This is a genomic window from Amycolatopsis sp. NPDC005961, from assembly GCF_040629235.1.
Lineage (GTDB): Bacteria > Actinomycetota > Actinomycetes > Mycobacteriales > Pseudonocardiaceae > Amycolatopsis > Amycolatopsis camponoti.
Genome location: NZ_JBEXVF010000016.1, coordinates 159,683 through 175,654, shown reverse-complemented (window position 1 = coordinate 175,654; position 15,972 = coordinate 159,683). Strand labels below are relative to the sequence as shown.

Here is a 15,972-nt window from a genome sequence, read left to right as displayed (position 1 = left end):
CCTTGCCCGCCGCTTCGACGCAGAGTTCGTTGAAGGAGAACGCGATCGCCGGGTCCGGGACGCCGTAGTTGGGGATCACCAGCGCGCGTTCGGTGCCTTCGCGGTCCAAATCGGACAGGAGCTCGCCGATCGTCGCGCGGGCACCGATCGCCGGGGCGACCGGCGGCCCGCCGTAGAACGGGTACGCCGGCAGCACGCCCAGGTGCCGGTGGGCGTCGTTCGTCCACCGCATCACGCCACCGTCCTCGGCGCGACCCAGTCGTCGTCGGCCGGGTAGGTGCTCACCGGCGTGCCGGAGAGCCACCGGACGTCCCCGCGCCCGCCGCCGGTGATCCGCCGGGTCAGGTACTCCGCGTCCGCGGCGACGCCGCAGAACCGCCCCGAGCCCCAGGTGTGCTGCCACGGCAGGCCGAGGAAGTACAGGCCGGGGCAGCTGGTGACGCCGCGGTGGTGGGTCGGGTAGCCCCGGCCGTCGAACACCGGGACGTCGATCCAGCGGTGGTCGCGGCCGAACCCGGTGCTCCAGACGACCGCCGAAAGCGCTTCCGCGTCGAGGGTGCGAGGCCCGTCCGGCGGTTCCCACACCGGCTGGTAACGCTTCTCCCCCGGCGCCGGGATCCCGCGTTGCGCGATGAAGGCGTCGATCGAGTCCTTGATGCCCTCGGAGACCGCGTCGGCGGCGTCGAGGTTGCGGCGCAGGTCGTCGGCGAAACCCAACTGTCCACTTCGGACGTCATTGAGCCGGCCGTAGAGCTGCATGCCCTGCGTGGCGAACGCGCGCAGGTCGATGTCGTGGCCGCCGTCGCGGCCGGTGACGTAGTGGTTGGCGCGGAACCGGACGGCGTCCGCGTCGGCGAACTCGTCGATGCCCCGGGCGTAGTACCCCATCTCGTCGAGCCACGCGACGACGTCGCGGCCGCGGTAGCGCCGGGCCACCCGCGGCGCCGACCCGACGGCGAGGTGCACCCGGCGCCCGGCCAGGTGCAGGTCCTCGGCGATCTGGCAGCCGGACTGCCCGGTGCCGACGACCAGCACCTCGCCGTCCGGCAACTGCGCCGGGTTGCGGTACTCGGCCGAGTGCAGCTGGACGACGTGCTCGGGCAGCCGCTCGGCCAGCCTCGGCTTCAGCGGCACCTGGTAGGGCCCGGTGGCCAGCACGACGTGGTCGGCGGTCAGCTCGCCGGCCGTGGTGGCGAGCCGGAACCCGCCACCGGGCAGCTGCCGCAGCCGCGTCGCTTCGACGCCCTCGTGCAGCGGGACGTCGGACTCCTTCACGTACGCCTCGAGGTAGCCGACGATCTCGTCCCGGACCATGAACCCGTCCGGATCATCACCCGCATAGGGGAACCCGGGCAGGCGGCACTGCCAGTTCGGCGTGACCAGGCAGAAACTGTCCCAGCGGCGGCTCCGCCATTCGTGCCCCGCGCGCTCACGTTCGAGCACCAGGTGCGCGACCCCGGCGGAGGCCAGGCAGTGGGACATCGACAGTCCCGCCTGGCCGCCGCCGACCACGATCACCGGCTCGTGCCGGCCGTCGAGCTCGAAGTTCATGCCACTCAGTGGACCGGCCGGCCATTTCCGGGCCGTTTCACCCGGAACACCGACGTGTTACCAGACGGCGTCGGAGTAACGCTTCTCCCGGCGTGCGTTTAACACCGCCCGGGCGCCCGTATAACCAGTCCGGTCAGCTCTCGGCGGGTTCGAGCAGGATCAGCGGCACCTCGCGGTCGCCGGCCTCGACGGCCTGGGCGCGAAGGCCCGCGAAAAACGGGTAGAGCTCGTCGGTGTAGGCCAGCCAGCTCTCCCGCTCCGCGCCTTCGGCCACCCGGGCGGTCATCAGCCGACGCCGGGGACCGTCCTGCAGCTGCACCGTCGGGTGCGCCACGAGGTTGTGGAACCAGCTCGGATGGCGAGCCTGGCCGCCGGCCGTCGCGCCGATGGCGTAGACGCCGTCACGCTCGATGCGCATCAGGGCGACCTTGCGCAGCTTGCCCGACCGGGCGCCGCGCATGGTCACCACGACCACGGGGCCACCCCCCATCGTCGCGCCTTCGCGGCCGTCGGTGCGCTCGTAGAGCTCGACCTGGTCGCGGGTCTTCGCGTCGGCACCGGGGACGTACTCACCGTCGAGCAGATCCGTTGTCATCTCGGAAATTCCTTTCGTTGGGGGGATTCAGGCGGTTACCCGGACCACGGTCTTCCCGATGGTCCGGCCGCTCTCGACGAGGGTGTGCGCCGTCTTCATGGTCTCGGCGGTCAGCCCGTCGAGCGTGGTGGTGACGATCGGGCGCAGCCGGCCCGCCGCGACGTCGTCCGCCGCCCGGGCGAGGATCCGGCCCTGGCTGGCGACGTCACCGCCGGCCACGATCTTGCTGAACACCATCTCGCTGTGCAGCGACAGCGACTTGCCGGTGAAGGCCGCCGTGTCGAAGGGGCCCGCGAGGTCGACGGCGGACAGGTGACCGAAGGGGCGCAGCACCTCGACGATCGCCCCCAGGTGGCCGCTGGTGCCCGCCGTCGAGAACACCAGGTCGACGTGGTCGATCCCCGCCGTGCGGAGCTGGCCGGCCAGGTCGCCGCGGTGGTCGACGACCAGGTCGGCGCCCATCTCCGTCGCCCACTTCCGCGACTCGGGCCGCGAGGCCGTGCTGATCACGAAGGCCGGCGTCGTGGCCTTGAGCAGCTGCGTGGCCATCGACCCGACGCCGCCGGCTCCGCCGATGACGAGCACGCGGCCGACCCCGGGCAGCAGCGCGTCCTGGTCGCGGAACAGCGATTCCCAGGCCGTGAGGACCCCGACGGGCAGCGATGCGGCGTCGGTGAACGCGAGCCGGTCCGGGATCTTGGCGACCACCCGGTGGTCGACCGCCACGCGCTCGGCCCAGCTGCCGTCGCGGGTGATGTCGCCGGTGCCCAGCACCCGGTCCCCGACCGCGAAGCCGGTGGCCGCGGACCCGGCTTGGACGACCACTCCGGCGAACTCCCAGCCGAGGACGACCCGCCCGCCAGGCTCGGCGCTGCGGGTCCGCCGGATCGCGGCTTCACCGGGGTTGATGCCGATCGCGTGGACCTCGACCAGCAGGTCACCGTCGCGTAGCCGAGGTTCGTCGACCTCGATCAGGTCGATGGCGAACGCGTCGAGCGCGTGCGCTTTCTCGTAGGCGAGTGCTTTCACTATGCCTGCTTCAGGGCGTGCAGCGCCGAAAGCGGGCCGCCGATCTGCATGAGGCGGCCGCCTTCGCGCAGCGTCCCGGCGTCGACCGGCGCGAATCCGATGGCGTCGGCGACCGCGTGGAAGTCCGCTTTGGCGGCCGCGTCGTCACCGGCGTAAAAGAGCAGCTGCCGTCCTTCCGCGTGCCGGGGATCGGCGGCGATGTACTGGGCGTAGAGGGTGTTGAAGGCCTTCACCACGCGCGCGCCCGGCGCGCGTTGCGCGACGAACTCGCCCGCCGTCCCGACCTCTAGCTCGGCGAAGGTGTTGGTGGTGTCGACCAGGATGCGGCCGTCCCACGCGGGCAGCCCGGTCAGCGCGTCACCGACCTGCGGCCACATCACGGCGAGGAAGACCATGTCGGCGGCGGCCGCTTCGGCGGCCGTGCCCGCGCTCGCGAGCGGTCCCAGCCGGGTCACGACGTCGAGCAGTGTGTCCGGGCCGCGGCTGTTGCTGAGTGTCACCTTGTGGCCGGCCGCCACGAGGTGGCCGGCGATGGCCTGCGCGACCGTCCCGGCGCCGATGGTTCCGAAGTTCACGACCGTTCCTTCCGATCTTCGATGTCGATCGACATCAATAGTTATGATTGCCTCCGTCATCATTGACTGTCAACCGTGGACACTCGCTTTGATGGTGACTATCATCGAAGGGTGCCTCGCATCACGCAGGAGCAGAAGCAGCTCAACCGCGAGAAGATCGTCGACGCGGCCGGTGCCGGCTTCCGGCTGCGCGGGTTCGACGGCATCGGCATCGAAGAGCTGATGAAGTCGGCCGGCATGACGCACGGCGGGTTCTACAACCACTTCGCTTCGAAGGACGACCTCGCCCTCGAAGTCCTCCACCAGGGCTTCACCGACTCACTCGGCGCGCTCGACGCCATCCGCGAAGCGCATCCCCGCTCGGCGCGCGCAGCCCTGGAGGACATGGTCGACGAGTACGTCAACGCCGAGCACCGCGACCACCCCGAGATCGGCTGCGCCTCGGCCGCGCTCGTCGCCGACGCCGGCCGCCACGGCGCCGCCGCCCAGGCCGAATACCGGCGCGGACTCGACGGTTACTTCGCCACCATCACCGACATGCTGCTCGACCGCGCCCGCCAGTCCGGCACCGCCCTCACCCCCGCCGAAGCCCGCGAGCGCGCGATCGCACTGTTCAGCCAGATGGTCGGCGCACTGATCCTCTCCCGGGCGATCGCCGACGCCGCCCCGGACCTGTCGGACGAGGTGCTGACGGTCAACCGGCGCCGGCTCAAGAAGCTGTGACCACCGTCGTTCCGCGGCTTCGCCCCCGGTTGCGGTGTCCCCCGAGCCGACCAGGACTTCATGAGATCCGCGTCCCTGCCACACCCGGGGCGACGCCTACGATGGTCATCAGGGAGGTCCTGGTTGACCATGACGGGTAACACTCAGGCCGGTTCGGGTGAGCCGCCGTCGACTCTGCTGTACCTGATGAAGCAGGTCGAGCTGTCCGTGCGCGCCGAGCTCGACACCCTCGTCCGGCCGGCGGACATCACGACGTTGCAGTACACCGCCCTGACCGTCCTCGAACGCCACCCGGACCTCACCGCCGCGCGCCTGGCCCGGCACTCCTTCGTCACCGACCAGAGCATGGCCGACATGGTGACGACGCTGCTGAACGGCGGGCTGATCGAGCGCCACCGAGACCCCGCCGACCGCCGCCGCCTCGTCATCGCACTGACGCCCGCCGGCCAGCGGCTGCTCGATCGCCTGCGGCCCCAGGTGGCCGCGTTGCAGGACCGCATGGTCTCGCTGCTTTCCGACGATCAGGCGAGCGAACTGCACCACTCGCTGGAGCTGTGCCGGCGCGCGCTGCGCGGGGACCGGGTGGAGCCGGGGCCGGCCTCCACGCAATAGTCAGGAAACCTGTACATCTGGTTTTCGGTGTGGTTTGCTTCACAATCGTGAGTGAGACTGTCGCGTCATCCGGCCCGTCAGCGCCCGCGGAGCTGCGGCGCGGCACCTTGGTGGCCGCGGCGGCCGCCGTCGCGGTCGCGCAGATCGGCCTGTCCATCCCCGCCGTCATCAACGGGTTCATCAACCAGGACCTGCACACTTCGTCGACGACGCTGACCTGGATCTCCGACGCCTTCCTGGTGCCGGTGACCCTGCTGGAACTGTCCTTCGGCGTGGTCGGTGACCTCTTCGGACGCAAGCGCCTGCTGGCCATCGGCGCCGCGCTGATGGCCGTGGGCGGGCTGCTCGGCTTCTTCACGCCCAGCGGCGGCACCGGCGTGCTCATCACCGGTCAGGTGGTTTCCGGCATCGGCGCCGCGGCGATCTTCCCGACGTCGATCGCGATGCTCGCCGCGGGTACGCAGAACGTCCGGCAACGCGCGCAGTCCATCTCCATCTGGGCCGCCGCCCTCACCGGCGCCGGGTTCGTCTCACCGGTGCTGGCCGGCCTGCTGGCCCGGATCGAGCATTCGGGCGGCGAGTACGCGAGCTGGCGCTACGCGTTCCTCGCCATGGCGGTCCTGGCCGTGGTCAGCTGCGTGATCACCTTGGTGGGCGCGCAGAACTCGTCCGCGCCGCTGGGCCGGTCGCTGGACTGGCCGGGCCAGATCACCATCGCGGTGTCCCTGTTCGCACTGCTGTACGCGGTGATCCAGGGAGCCGAAGACGGCTGGGGCAGCCTTCCGGTGATCGGCGGGTTCGTCGTGGCCGTCGTGTTCATGGCGCTGTTCGTCGTCATCGAGCGCCGGGTGGACCGGCCGCTGATCCGCCTGGAACTGTTCGGCAACCGGATGTTCACGGTCTCCGCGGTGGTGACCGTCGTCGGCATGTTCGCCTACCTGGGCACCGCGTACGCGACGAGCATCCGGCTGTCGGCCATCCAGGAGTACACCCCGCTCGTGACGTCCGTCGGCTTCTTCTGCCTGAACGTGATGGGCGTGGTGCTGTTCCCGGTCAGCACCCGGGTGGTCGAGCGCTTCAGCCCCGGCGTCGTGCTCGGCACCGGGATGGCGCTGATCGGGATCGGCGACTTCGTGCTCGCCGCCATTCCGGCCACGAACCTCTCCATCGCGGCGGTCGCGGTTCCGCTGCTGGTCGTCGGCGCCGGCTTCAAGCTGGCCGTCACCTCGATCACCGTCGTCGCCGTGAACAGCGTCCCGACGTCCAAAGCCGGCATGGCCAGCGGCGCGACGAGCATGCTGCGCGACGGCGGCCTGACGCTCGGGCCCGCCATCGTGGGCGCGATCGCGCTGACGAACGCCGCGAACGCGATCAACGCGCAGATCGCCTCGTCCCCCTCGCTCCAGTCCGCGCTGGACGCGTTCTACGCCTCGCCGCAGCACGTGCCCCCGGCCCAGCGTCCCCAGGTCGAAGCGGCCGTCCACGCGGTGAAGTCCGGCCCGCTCGGGCAGAACGGCGTCCCGGCGCAGGTACCCGGGCCCGACGGCACGCCGATCCCGTTCAACCCCCTCAAGGACGTCGCGTTCCACGCGCTCTCCCACGCCTACTCCATCGGCTACCTGGTGTGCGGCATCGCCGCCGCGGTGGCCGCGCTCATCGCGTTGACGATGCTGGGCGGACGGCGGACCCAGGACGTGTTCATCGAACCCGAGGCGGACGATCGGCGCTGAGCGGAGCGGACGCTGCCGCGCCGGCCTTCGCGCGGCGGACGAAAGCGATGGTGATCGCGACGATGACCGCGAAAACGGGGCCGGTCGCGATGTGCACGATGCCGAGGACCAGCGGCTGGTCGTCGCGGTAGTAGACCACCTGGAGCGCGCCGTTGACGACGTTGACCGCCGCGCACGTGAGGGTCGAGACGGTATAGATCCGGCGCAGCCGGGGAACGGACTTCCAGTCCGAAGGCCCGCCTGCGACCCGGTTCAGGACGATCCCGGTCAGCGGGCGTCCGATGAGGACAGTCGTCACGCACACCGCGATGACGGCGAACGGGATCAGCGCGGGGATGAGGAAGAACCCGCGCGCCTCGCCGGTGACGGTGGCCACCGCCGCGCACGCCGCGACCAGCAGTAGCCCCAGTACGGCCTGCCGCACCGGCTGCCGCCGGTACAGCCGCCAGCCGAATGCCGCGATCGCGGCGACGCCGGCGGTCACCAGGGCGGCGGTGAGGTCGCCGAGCGCGTTGGCGGCCACGAAGGCGACCGTCGGCGCGGCGGTCACCACGATGCCTTCCCAGCGTCGTTTGCGCGGCAGGACCGGGGATTCGGACGGGACGCGTACTTCCTGAGTCGTGTTCACACCCAAGACCGTTTCATATGAAACCTTCTTGTGCAACTCCGTTTCAGATGATACGTTCTCGGTCGTGACAAGAGCGGCTTCCCGGCTCACGAGAGCGACCGACCGGCCGGGCGACGGGTCACCGTTCGCACTGGGACTGCTGCTGCGCCGCGCCCACGACCGCGCCGCCGCGGAGCTCCTGGGCGTGCTTCGCCCGCTCGGCCTGGAGTTCCGGCACTTCATCGTGCTCGTCTCCCTCCACACCGGCGGGCCGATGAGCCAGCAGGCGCTCGTCGGCGCCGTCGGCAGCGACAAGGCCACGATGGTCCGCGTCGTCGACGACCTCGAGCACGCCGGGCTGGTCACCCGGACCCCCCGCCCCGGCGACCGCCGGGTGCACACGATCACCCCGACCGCGGCCGGAACGGCCGTGTTCGACACCGCCCACCAGCACGCCGAGCCCGTCGCCGAGCACCTGCTCGGCCACCTCGGCGCCGGCGAGGCCGCACTGCTGCTGGACCTGCTGACCCGGCTCGCCTTTCCCGGCGAAGCCACGATCCCCTGAGGAGAAGCTCCATGCGAGTCGTCATCGCCGGCGCCGGGCTCGGCGGCCTGTGCCTGGCCCACGGCCTGCGCCGCGCCGGCGTGGACGTCGTGGTGCTCGAACGCCACGCGTCCCCGGACGCCAAGCCGGCGAGCTACGGCATCCACCTCGACGCCGACGGCCTGCGCGCCCTGCACGCCTGCCTCCCGGAGCGGAACCGGACGCAGCTGACGGAGACGTCGTCCACCGCGCCGGACATCGTGCGCTTCCACGACCAGGACCTGCGGGTGCTCGCCGAACGCGACCACACGCACACCCCGGCCAACACCGATCCCGTCACCCGCCGGCGCGCCGTGAACCGCGACGCCCTGCGTGACGCGCTGCTCACCGGGCTCAACACCGCCAATACCGGCCGCGACGACGTAATCCGCTGGGGCAGCGCCTTCGACCGCTTCGAGTACACAAAGGACGGCGTCCTCGTCCACGCCGCCGACGGCCACACCGTCGCGGCGGACCTGCTCGTCGGTGCCGACGGGGCCAACTCGCGCGTCTGTATGCAGCGGCTGCCCGGGCTCCGGCGCCGCGACCTCGGCATCGTGAACATCGCCGGCCGGGTCCGGCTCACCCGAGAACTGGCCGGCACCCTCCCGGCCGCCCTCGTCGACGGCGCGGTCACCAACATCGTGCCCGCCCGGCCGGGCTGGATGTTCCTGTCCACCTGGGACGCCGGCGCGGCGGAGCGCGTCATCGTGTGGGCGTGGGCCGCGCACCGCTCGACCTACCCGGACGACCTCGGGACGGCCGGACCCGCCCGGTTGCTCGACCTGGTCCGGGACCGGACCGGGACCTGGGCGGCTCCCGTGCGAAGGATCATCGCGGAAACCGACCTCGCGACGGTCGCGGCGATCCCGCTGAAGACGATGCCCGAGCTGCCGGACTGGCAGCCGGCCGCCGTCACGCTGCTGGGCGACGCGATCCACGCCATGACCCCGATGGCCGGGATCGGCGCGAACACCGCGCTACGGGACGCCGACACCCTCCGGCGTCACCTCTGCGCGGACACGGCACCCGACGCCCGGATCGCCGGATACGAGCGGGAGATGCGCGGCTACGCGAACGCGGCGCTGGCGCTGTCCACGCGCAACGCCCGTGGTGCCGCGACGACGTCCCGGCTGCCGCGGTCGGTGTTCCGCACCGTGCTGCGTCTCGCCGAAGCCGTGCCACCGGTCAAGCAGCGCATGTTTCCCGTCCGTTGACGGCGAGCCGTCCCGGCGCCTACGCCTGGTCCGCGGGCGGATAGGTGAACCGGGTGAGCAGGTCCACCAGCTTCGCCGCCTCCCCCGGCCGCAGGTGCGAGACCAGTCCCTCGGCCGGCTCCAGGGCATCTCGGTGAACGGTGTCGAAGGCCTTCAGCCCGGCCGGGGTGATCTCGACGGAACGCACCCGCCGGTCCCCCGGCACGGGCTTGCGGACCGCGAACCCCTTCTCCTCCAGGTCGTCGACGACCCGCATGATCCCCGCCTTGTCCGAGCCGGTCGCCTCCACCAGGTCCCGCTGGGTCGTCGGCCCGCGGTCCACCAGCAGGATCAACACGGCGAAGTGCCGCAGCTCCAGCCCGTGGGGCCGCATCGCCGCGGCCATCGCACCCGCCACCCGCGTGTGGGCCCGGCGCAGCAGCAGCCCCAGTGCGAACGGGGACACATCACCCGGACGGTCCGTCGCACGGGCGGTCGCGGTTCTGGACTTGCCACTCATCCCGCCACCCTACTGCAGGCCAGATCGGACGATACGGTTTCACTCGACACGAAATGGCGGAAGTAACGGCTGCTTCAGGTACACACTTCCGAGGGCCGGGTGGCCGCGGATCGCTTCGGTGGCACGCTGCCACGCCGGGTCGCCGTCGTAGAGGGCCGATCGCAGGTAGGCCCAGGTCATGCGCTGGGTGACCGCGAGCCGTTCGGGGTCTTCGTCGTCGGTTTCGGCGAGGCTGTAGCCCATGACGCCGCCGAGGTAGTGCTTGGCGCCGGGAAGGACCAGCAGGGCGTCGGCACCGGGACTGAGGTGGTAGGGCTCGGCGTGCCAGTCGGCGCCGCGGGTGGTGGCGACGGGGTTCACGTCCTCATCGCCGTGGACGACCAGGGTCCTCGTGGTCAACCGCGAGAAGTCGGTCTCCAGCTCGGGGTACCGCTCGCGCATGGTGTCGGTCATGCCCTCGGCGCTGCCGGTCGAGGCGAGCAGCACACCGGCACGGACGCGGGACTCACGGAAGTCGAGGAAGGCTCCGCTGCCCGGATCGAGAGCCCGCGCGCCGAGCAGCGCGCTGACCGTGTTGCCGCCCGCGGAGTAACCGACGGCGGCGACGCGCGCCGGGTCGAGCCGTCCGTGGACGACCGGCGCCTGGGCCTCGATCGCGTCCAGGTTGTCGAGGATGAGCTCGAAGTCGTCGATCCGCGATCGCCAGAAGAGCGGGTGGCCGACGGCATCCCGGTCGAGGCCGAGCCCGCCGCTCGGAGAACTGAGGTGGGTGGGCTGGATGACGGCGAACCCGTGACTCGCGTAGAAGTCGACCAAGGGCGAGAAGCCGTCCTTGGACTGCAGGTAGTACGAGCTGCCGCCCCCGTGGGACAGCAGCACGATCGCCACGGCATCGCCCCGCAGGGGCGCGGTGACCCGCAGCTCCAGCGGGAGGCCGCGGCAGGGCGCCGGCAGGGTGACCGGGTTGACGGAGACGACCGGAACCGCGTCGGGAACCGGGATGCGCCGAGCGAGTCGGACGTGATGGTCGGTCATGGCCCCACTGTGCGGCCGATCGTCGCGGCCGGGCAGGACCAGGCTGTCCAGGACCAACCTCGTCCTGGATGCGGCCGCACCCGCGCGCGCATACTGACGACGTGATCGACCGCCCCGGACTCGCCGAATTCCTGCGCCGACGACGGGCGGCGCTCACCCCGTCGGACATCGGCCTGCCGGAAACCTCACGTCGCCGCACACCCGGCTTGCGGCGCGAAGAAGTAGCCGTGCTCGCGGGCATCTCGAGCGACTTCTACGCGCGGCTGGAGCAGGCCCGCGGCTCCGACCCGTCGGAGTCGGTCGTGACCGCCCTCGCTCGCGCGCTGCGGTGCACCCCCGACGAGAAGGACCACCTCTTCCGCCTCGCCGGCGTGCCCACCCCGCCGCGCCAGGTCGGTGACCACATCGACCCGGGACTGCGCCAGCTCGCCGCACACCTCGACGCCCTGCCGACGTGCGTCTACAACGACCTCGGCGACGTGCTCTACACCAACGCGCTCAACGACGCGCTGGCCGGCGACGGCGAGTTCCGCCCCGGTCGTGACCGCAACATCTACCGGCGCTGGTTCACCCCCGGGGCAGCACGTGACCACGTTCCGGAGGCGGACCGGGCCCGCCTGTCGGCGGCTCACGTCAGCGACCTCCGCGCCACCTGCTCCCGCCGAGCCGGGGACCCTCGGGTCAGCCAGCTGATCGCCGACCTCTCGACCCACAGCGAGGAGTTCCGGACGCTGTGGAACCGGCATGAGGTCGCCGTCCGGCACGCCGACCTGAAAGCGGTCCGGCACCCCACGGTCGGGCTGATCCGGCTGCGTTGCCAGTTGCTCGTGACCCCCGAGACCGGCCTCCGGATGCGGATCCTCCTGCCACTGCAGGGCACCGACGCCGCCGAGAAGCTCGAGCTGCTACGCGTGATCGGCACCCAGCAGTTCGCTGCCGGTTAACGCCGGAGAACGGGCCGGACCCGGCCGGCGAAGTCGGCGACCAGCTGCCGCGGCAGGTCGTACGAACCGACGTGCTGCAGCAGCACCGCCGAAACGCCGGACCGGGTCAGCTCGGTCAGCCGCGCCGCCAGTTCGTCCTCCGTGCCGTACAGGCAGAACCGCCGGGCGAACAGCTCGGCGGCCTCGTCGTCCACAAAGGACTCGCAGGCCCGGACCGCGGACGCCCAGGACTCGGCGTGCAGCAGGTCCGGGCGCAGCCGCGGCAGGCGCTCGGGCACGCGCACCCGGACCCCCGCCGCCGCCAGAAACGCCGCCCCACCATTCGCCGCGATGCTCAGGCACACCGGTTTCAGTTCCCGCGCATCCCGCCGCACGCAGTCGGTGACGCGGCAGAACGCCGACACCGTGACCGGCACGGATCCGCCGTCCGCCACCTGCCGCATCGCGGCTTTAAGGGGCTCCGAAGCCACTCCGGACAGCAGGATCGCGCCGTCCGCGACCTCGCCGGCCAGCCGCAGGTTCCGCGGCCCGCTCGCCGCCAGGTGCAGCGGCACGGCCACCGGGTCGCGCAGCCGCGACCGCACGCCGTCGAAGCCGACCTCTTCACCGGCCAGCAAAGACCGGATCACCTGAAGCCCGGCACGCAGGCCGGCCCGGGTCGACGGAGCGAGCCCGGCCGGGACGACCGAGCTGTTGCCCACGCCTACGCCGAGCACGAACCGGCCGGGCGCGAGCTCGGCCACGGTCCGCGCCGCGCCGGCCACCACCGACGGATGCCGGGTCACGACGTTCGTCACCGCCGTGCCGAGGCCGATCCTCGACGTCGCCACGGCGGCCGCGGCCGCGGTGGCGAAGACGTCCCGCCACAGCAGCTGCGAGTCCGGGAACCACACGTCGTCGAACCCCAGGCGCTCGACCTCCTGGACGAAGGCCACCAGCTCGGGCAGCGGGACGCACGGCGGAACCCGGACCCCGATCCTCACGCCGCCGGCGCCCCGGACTCCGCACGCAGCACGTCCGGCTGCTCGGCCCGCGCTTCCCGCAGCAGCAGCCCGCCGACGACGGTCACCGCCCACGCCGCCGCCATGTACGCGGCGATGGACACCCAGGTGCCGGTCGACTCCAGGAGGGACGCGCTGATCGCGGGCGCGAAGGCGTTGCCGAAGATCGTGCCGAGGGTGAAACCGATCGCCATCCCGCTGAACCGCAGCGAAACCGGGAACGCCTGCGAGAAGAAGACCGGGAACATCGCGAAGTTGGCGGCGTAACCCGCGAACAGCAGCGCGAAGCCGAGGAACATCAACCAGGGGTTCTTCGTGTTCAGCAGGGGGAACCAGGCGAACGGGAGCACGACCATCGACGCGGCGGCGGCGACGAAGACCGTCTTCGGCCCGATCCGGTCGGCCAGCCGGCCGTACAGCGGCGCGCCGATCACGACCACGAACAGCCCGGGCAGCAGGACGTCGAGCATCGCCGACGTGCTCAGCCCCAGCTCGGTCTTGCCGTAGGTCAGCACGTACACCGAGCTCACGGTGATTGTGACACCCGCGCCGAGCGTGGCCAGCGTCACCAGGAACACCGTGCCGCCGCACCTGCGCAGGACGTCCACCAGCGGCAGCTTGTGCACCGCGCCGGTGCCCTTGACGTCCGCGAACTCCGGGCTCTCCCGCAGGCCCAGCCGGATCACCAGCCCGGCGATGACGAGCAGCACGCTGACCAGGAACGGGATCCGCCAGCCCCAGGCGAGCAGGTCGTCCTCGGGCAGCCGCGCCACGAGCAGGAACATCGCGTTGGCCAGGATGGTCCCGACCGCCGTGCCGGTGTTGAGGATCCCGCCGAAGAACCCACGCCGGTGCTTCTCGGCGTGCTCGACGGTGAGCAGGACGGCGCCGCTGGACTCACCGCCGAGGGACACGCCCTGCACGATCCGGAGCGCGACCAGCAGCACCGGCGCGGCGATGCCCCAGGTGCCGTACGACGGGAGCAAGCCGATGGCGGTGGTCGCGATGCCCATCATCATCAGCGTGGTGACCAGGATGGACTTGCGGCCCATGCGGTCGCCGAGGTGCCCGAACAGCAGCGCGCCGAACGGACGCGCGACGTAGCCGACACCGAAACTGGAGAGGGAGATGAGCGTGGCCACCACCGGGTCGGCGGCGGGGAAGAAGATCTTCGGGAACAGCAGCGACGCCGCCAGGCCGTAGACGAAGAAGTCGTAGAATTCGACGGTGGTGCCGAACCACCCGGCCAACGCGGCCCTGGTCTGTTGCCGTTGTGGTTGTGTCATAACTGCCTCCGGAAGAGCCGGTCGAGTTGGCGTACTTTCGTGTGCCGGCCGGGACATCGGCAACACGCGGGTTCAATCAGCGGACCGGGTGAACCGGCGCAGGAAAGGCAGCACGGTGGCCGCGACCTCGTCGGCCTTGTCCTCCATGAGCGCGACCGTGCCGCCGTCGATCACGGCCGAGTGCACGAGGGCGGCCCCGGTCAGGTGCCGTTCGAGGGGCTCCAGGGCCGGCAGGGCGAACGGGTCGTCGCCCGCGCCGAGGAGCAGGACGGGTGCGCGCACCCGCCCGATCCGCCGTTCCATCTCGTACCGCGCACACGCAAGGTGGCCCTCGCGGGGGTCGACGCCGGGGGCCAGGGCATCCCGGACGAACCGGTCGAGCAGCCCGGTCGCCGCCTTCGGGTAGTAGGGCCGGCGCTGCTCCCACCACGCGAGCAGGTGGCCGCCGCCGGGTTCGCGAGCGGCGTCGTCGACCCCCGGACCGTCCACATGCGACGCACGGTAGCCCGCGTCCGCCCACGGCGTCGACGAGAGGACCACGGCCGTGATCCGGTCGGGTGCCGCGGCGGCCAGCTCGACCGCCACCACGCCGCCGGTGTGGTGACCGACCACCGCCGTGCGGTCCACCCCGAGGGCGTCCAGCGCCGCGAGGACGCCGCGGGCGTAGTCCTCGATGCGCTGCGGAGCCGGCAGCGCCGTGCTGTTGCCGAACCCCGGCATGTCGAGCGCGAGCACCCGGTGGTCCGCGGCCAGCAGTGGCCGCAGTTCGCGGAACTCGTCGAGCGAGCGCGGAGTTTGGTGCAGCAGGAGCACGGCCGGGCCGGTCCCCTGCTCCGAGTAGTGCACCTGCCCGCCCGGCACCGCGGCGTAGCCGTACTCCACCGTCGTCATGCGGCTCCCTGTGTGGTCGGAAGGACGTGCCGGGAGTGTTCGCCCTCACGACCGGTGGAGCCACGCCCGCGGTCCGCCTACCGAACCGGGTCATCGAAGCGTTCCACGACGGGTGGCGGCCGGAAAACACGCAGGTAACGGACGGTGACGCCGACTGGACTTGGATCTTTCCGGATGGTGATAATCCACAGCCGCGAGGAGGTGCCATGTCCACCCAGGACGACGATCGGCCCAATTCGGTGCTCGGCAAGGCGCAGCTGCTGCTCGGCGCCTTCGAATCCGGCGCCTACCAGCTGGGGCTCACCGATCTGAGCCGCCGGTCGGGGGTGCCGAAGGCGTCGGCCTACCGCCTGGCGCAGGAGCTGGTCGAGTGGGGGCTGCTCGAGCGCCGCGGTGACTGCTACCAGCTCGGGCTGCGCGTGTTCGAACTCGGCCAGCGGGTGCCCGCCTCCGCCGTGCTGCGCGCGGTCGCGCGGCCGGCGTTGGCCGACCTCTTCGCGGCCACCCGGGCGACCATCCACCTGGCCGTGCTCGACGGCGCCCACGTGCTCTTCCTGGAGAAGGTCGCCGGCGAGGCGAACATCCACTCGCACTCCCGGATCGGCGGGCGGCTGCCCGCACCCGCCACGGCGACCGGCAAGGTACTGCTGGCCACCTCCCCCGATGTCGAGGAGCAGCTGGCCCGGTTCGACGCGGCCGGGCTGACGCACCTGACCTCGCGCACGGTGTCCTCGGTGGACGACCTGCGCAAGCAGCTGACCGTGGTCCGGGCGAAGGGGTTCGCCCTGGAGATCGAGGAGACGATGCCCGGGGTCGGCAGCCTCGCGGTGCCGGTCACCGGCGCCGACGGCACGGTCCACGCGGCGGTGTCGACGACCGCGCCGGTCGCCCGGCTCGCCCCGAAACGCCTGCTGCCCGAGCTGCGCACGGCCGCGGCGGCCATCGCGCGGGCACTCGACCGTGCCCTGCTCACCGCCTCCGAGGTGCGCAACGAGCCGTTCACCGTCGTCCAGACCCCGGCGAAGCGGGCGGCCGGCTGACCGGTCCGCTCAGCGGACCGGCCGGTTGGGCCTTCCGCGGGCCGGAACGACGAT

At 71.7% G+C, this 15,972-nt stretch carries 17 protein-coding genes and 1 pseudogene; 7 read left to right on the top strand and 11 right to left on the bottom strand.

The genetic code is table 11. From position 1 onward, the window contains the following. From ABZ342_RS17710 to ABZ342_RS17690, 5 genes and pseudogenes are all read right to left on the bottom strand, one after another. Positions 1-232, bottom strand: a pseudogene (locus tag ABZ342_RS17710) (amidohydrolase); the annotation flags it as partial. Beyond that, positions 232-1,551: an MSMEG_0569 family flavin-dependent oxidoreductase gene (locus tag ABZ342_RS17705; RefSeq protein ID WP_360473978.1), complete on the bottom strand. Its 1,320-nt coding sequence runs from the start codon at positions 1,549-1,551 to the stop codon at positions 232-234. The pseudogene ABZ342_RS17710 and the gene ABZ342_RS17705, both read right to left, overlap by 1 nt. A gap of 133 nt (positions 1,552-1,684) precedes the next feature. After that, positions 1,685-2,146 (bottom strand): nitroreductase/quinone reductase family protein, encoded by a 462-nt coding sequence (locus tag ABZ342_RS17700; RefSeq protein WP_360473976.1) that lies wholly within the window; start codon positions 2,144-2,146, stop codon positions 1,685-1,687. A 27-nt stretch (positions 2,147-2,173) separates the two neighbouring features. Further along, on the bottom strand, positions 2,174-3,175 hold the full coding sequence (locus tag ABZ342_RS17695) for a zinc-binding alcohol dehydrogenase family protein (protein ID WP_360473974.1): 1,002 nt from the start codon (positions 3,173-3,175) through the stop codon (positions 2,174-2,176). Next, on the bottom strand, positions 3,175-3,750 hold the full coding sequence (locus ABZ342_RS17690) for an NAD(P)-binding domain-containing protein (RefSeq protein WP_360473972.1): 576 nt from the start codon (positions 3,748-3,750) through the stop codon (positions 3,175-3,177). Before ABZ342_RS17690 ends, ABZ342_RS17695 begins: the two co-directional genes overlap by 1 nt. 111 nt (positions 3,751-3,861) lie before the next feature. Here ABZ342_RS17690 and ABZ342_RS17685 point away from each other — a divergent pair, with 111 nt between their 5' ends. The 3 genes from ABZ342_RS17685 (at position 3,862) to ABZ342_RS17675 (ending at position 6,815) form a co-directional block, all read left to right on the top strand. Then, complete coding sequence (locus ABZ342_RS17685) at positions 3,862-4,473, top strand: TetR/AcrR family transcriptional regulator (RefSeq protein WP_360473970.1); 612 nt, start codon at positions 3,862-3,864, stop codon at positions 4,471-4,473. A gap of 129 nt (positions 4,474-4,602) precedes the next feature. Further along, positions 4,603-5,085: a MarR family winged helix-turn-helix transcriptional regulator gene (locus ABZ342_RS17680; protein WP_360473968.1), complete on the top strand. Its 483-nt coding sequence runs from the start codon at positions 4,603-4,605 to the stop codon at positions 5,083-5,085. Positions 5,086-5,132: 47 nt separating this feature from the next. Continuing rightward, on the top strand, positions 5,133-6,815 hold the full coding sequence (locus tag ABZ342_RS17675) for an MFS transporter (protein ID WP_360473966.1): 1,683 nt from the start codon (positions 5,133-5,135) through the stop codon (positions 6,813-6,815). Here ABZ342_RS17675 and ABZ342_RS17670 read toward each other — a convergent pair. Then, positions 6,784-7,443 (bottom strand): DUF3159 domain-containing protein, encoded by a 660-nt coding sequence (locus ABZ342_RS17670; protein ID WP_360473964.1) that lies wholly within the window; start codon positions 7,441-7,443, stop codon positions 6,784-6,786. The two genes, ABZ342_RS17675 and ABZ342_RS17670, sit on opposite strands and share 32 nt — an antisense overlap. 64 nt (positions 7,444-7,507) lie before the next feature. Between ABZ342_RS17670 and ABZ342_RS17665 the strand changes: the two genes are divergently transcribed. Together ABZ342_RS17665 and ABZ342_RS17660 are read left to right on the top strand one after the other, a co-directional pair. Next, entirely contained in the window at positions 7,508-7,987 is a 480-nt protein-coding gene (locus ABZ342_RS17665; protein ID WP_360473962.1) for a MarR family transcriptional regulator, read from the top strand. An 11-nt stretch (positions 7,988-7,998) separates the two neighbouring features. After that, positions 7,999-9,222 carry an NAD(P)/FAD-dependent oxidoreductase gene (locus ABZ342_RS17660; RefSeq protein WP_360473960.1) on the top strand — a complete coding sequence of 408 codons (1,224 nt, stop codon included), beginning with the start codon at positions 7,999-8,001 and terminating at the stop codon, positions 9,220-9,222. Positions 9,223-9,241: 19 nt separating this feature from the next. Here the strand turns inward: ABZ342_RS17660 and ABZ342_RS17655 are convergent, their stop codons facing one another. Both ABZ342_RS17655 and ABZ342_RS17650 read right to left on the bottom strand, forming a co-directional pair. Further along, entirely contained in the window at positions 9,242-9,721 is a 480-nt protein-coding gene (locus ABZ342_RS17655) for a MarR family transcriptional regulator (RefSeq protein WP_155546775.1), read from the bottom strand. Between the two features lie 39 nt (positions 9,722-9,760). Then, on the bottom strand, positions 9,761-10,756 hold the full coding sequence (locus tag ABZ342_RS17650) for a chlorophyllase (RefSeq protein ID WP_360473958.1): 996 nt from the start codon (positions 10,754-10,756) through the stop codon (positions 9,761-9,763). Between the two features lie 101 nt (positions 10,757-10,857). On the opposite strand from ABZ342_RS17650, the gene ABZ342_RS17645 reads away from it, so the two are divergent. Beyond that, positions 10,858-11,700, top strand: coding sequence for a helix-turn-helix transcriptional regulator (locus tag ABZ342_RS17645; protein ID WP_360473956.1), 843 nt, complete (start codon positions 10,858-10,860; stop codon positions 11,698-11,700). Here ABZ342_RS17645 and ABZ342_RS17640 read toward each other — a convergent pair. From ABZ342_RS17640 to ABZ342_RS17630, 3 genes are all read right to left on the bottom strand, one after another. Then, complete coding sequence (locus ABZ342_RS17640; RefSeq protein ID WP_360473954.1) at positions 11,697-12,683, bottom strand: LLM class flavin-dependent oxidoreductase; 987 nt, start codon at positions 12,681-12,683, stop codon at positions 11,697-11,699. The two genes, ABZ342_RS17645 and ABZ342_RS17640, sit on opposite strands and share 4 nt — an antisense overlap. Beyond that, the gene (locus tag ABZ342_RS17635; RefSeq protein WP_360473951.1) at positions 12,680-13,987 is read right to left on the bottom strand and encodes an MFS transporter; all 1,308 of its coding nucleotides are present in this window, start codon (positions 13,985-13,987) and stop codon (positions 12,680-12,682) included. Before ABZ342_RS17635 ends, ABZ342_RS17640 begins: the two co-directional genes overlap by 4 nt. 72 nt (positions 13,988-14,059) lie before the next feature. Then, complete coding sequence (locus tag ABZ342_RS17630; RefSeq protein WP_360473949.1) at positions 14,060-14,878, bottom strand: alpha/beta fold hydrolase; 819 nt, start codon at positions 14,876-14,878, stop codon at positions 14,060-14,062. A 206-nt stretch (positions 14,879-15,084) separates the two neighbouring features. Between ABZ342_RS17630 and ABZ342_RS17625 the strand changes: the two genes are divergently transcribed. Next, positions 15,085-15,918 (top strand): IclR family transcriptional regulator, encoded by an 834-nt coding sequence (locus ABZ342_RS17625; protein WP_360473947.1) that lies wholly within the window; start codon positions 15,085-15,087, stop codon positions 15,916-15,918. Positions 15,919-15,972: the final 54 nt, after the last annotated feature.